Here is a 264-nt window from a genome sequence, read left to right on the forward strand (position 1 = left end):
GATCGCTTCGCCCTCGTCGCCGCCCAGGAGGTCGCCCTTCTGGTGGCCCTTCAGGTCCGAGAGGGTCTCTTTCGCCCGGTCCGGGAGCGGGTACAGCCCCGGCGTCGCCGCGATACGTTCGGTCATTACCCTCCGTTAGATATGCCGTCGTATAATATTTGCTAATGTATATTATTCTCTGGAGTAATTCACCGGTGGCGGGGCTACGCTCGACGCAGCGCCAGCACCGTGAGCGTCTCGAAGGGGAACGGCTCCTCGACGACC

General features: G+C 61.7%; 1 pseudogene. It reads right to left on the minus strand.

The annotated features are described in order from the left end of the window. A pseudogene (locus EXE44_RS19080) lies at positions 1-126 on the minus strand (5-methyltetrahydropteroyltriglutamate--homocysteine methyltransferase); the annotation flags it as partial. Positions 127-264: the final 138 nt, after the last annotated feature.

Origin of the sequence: Halorubrum sp. SS7 (assembly GCF_005435055.1) — an archaeon.
GTDB lineage: Archaea > Halobacteriota > Halobacteria > Halobacteriales > Haloferacaceae > Halorubrum > Halorubrum salinarum.